The sequence below is a fragment of the Clostridioides sp. ZZV14-6345 genome, assembly GCF_020657775.1.
Taxonomy (GTDB): domain Bacteria; phylum Bacillota; class Clostridia; order Peptostreptococcales; family Peptostreptococcaceae; genus Clostridioides; species Clostridioides difficile_D.
Genome location: NZ_JAGWCX010000249.1, coordinates 1 through 289 on the forward strand (window position 1 = coordinate 1; position 289 = coordinate 289).

General features: G+C 30.1%; 1 protein-coding gene. It reads right to left on the bottom strand.

The genetic code is table 11. The features are described 5' to 3' along the window. A partial coding sequence (locus KGF39_RS19660) for a single-stranded DNA-binding protein (RefSeq protein ID WP_227823600.1) occupies nt 1-288 on the bottom strand: 288 nt, incomplete at its 3' end. Nucleotide 289: the final 1 nt, after the last annotated feature.

Genomic DNA, 289 nt, shown 5'->3' on the forward strand with positions numbered 1-289 from the left:
AGCATTTACATTAACCTTAGTAATAGATTTCCAGCAACCATTTTCATCTTTGTAATTATATATATTTAACTCTCCAACAGCATAGACAGGCTTACCTTTAACAAGATATTGCACTAGATTCTCTACATGTTTTCCTAATTGTTCACATTGAATAAAATCAGTTATTTTATTTCCATTTTTATCTTTAAACCTTCTATCTACTGCCATTGAAAAGGTTATTTTTGGAGTACCCGAATTTGGAAGGTACTTCAATTCTGCATCTGCAACTAATCTTCCAACTAAAGTTATT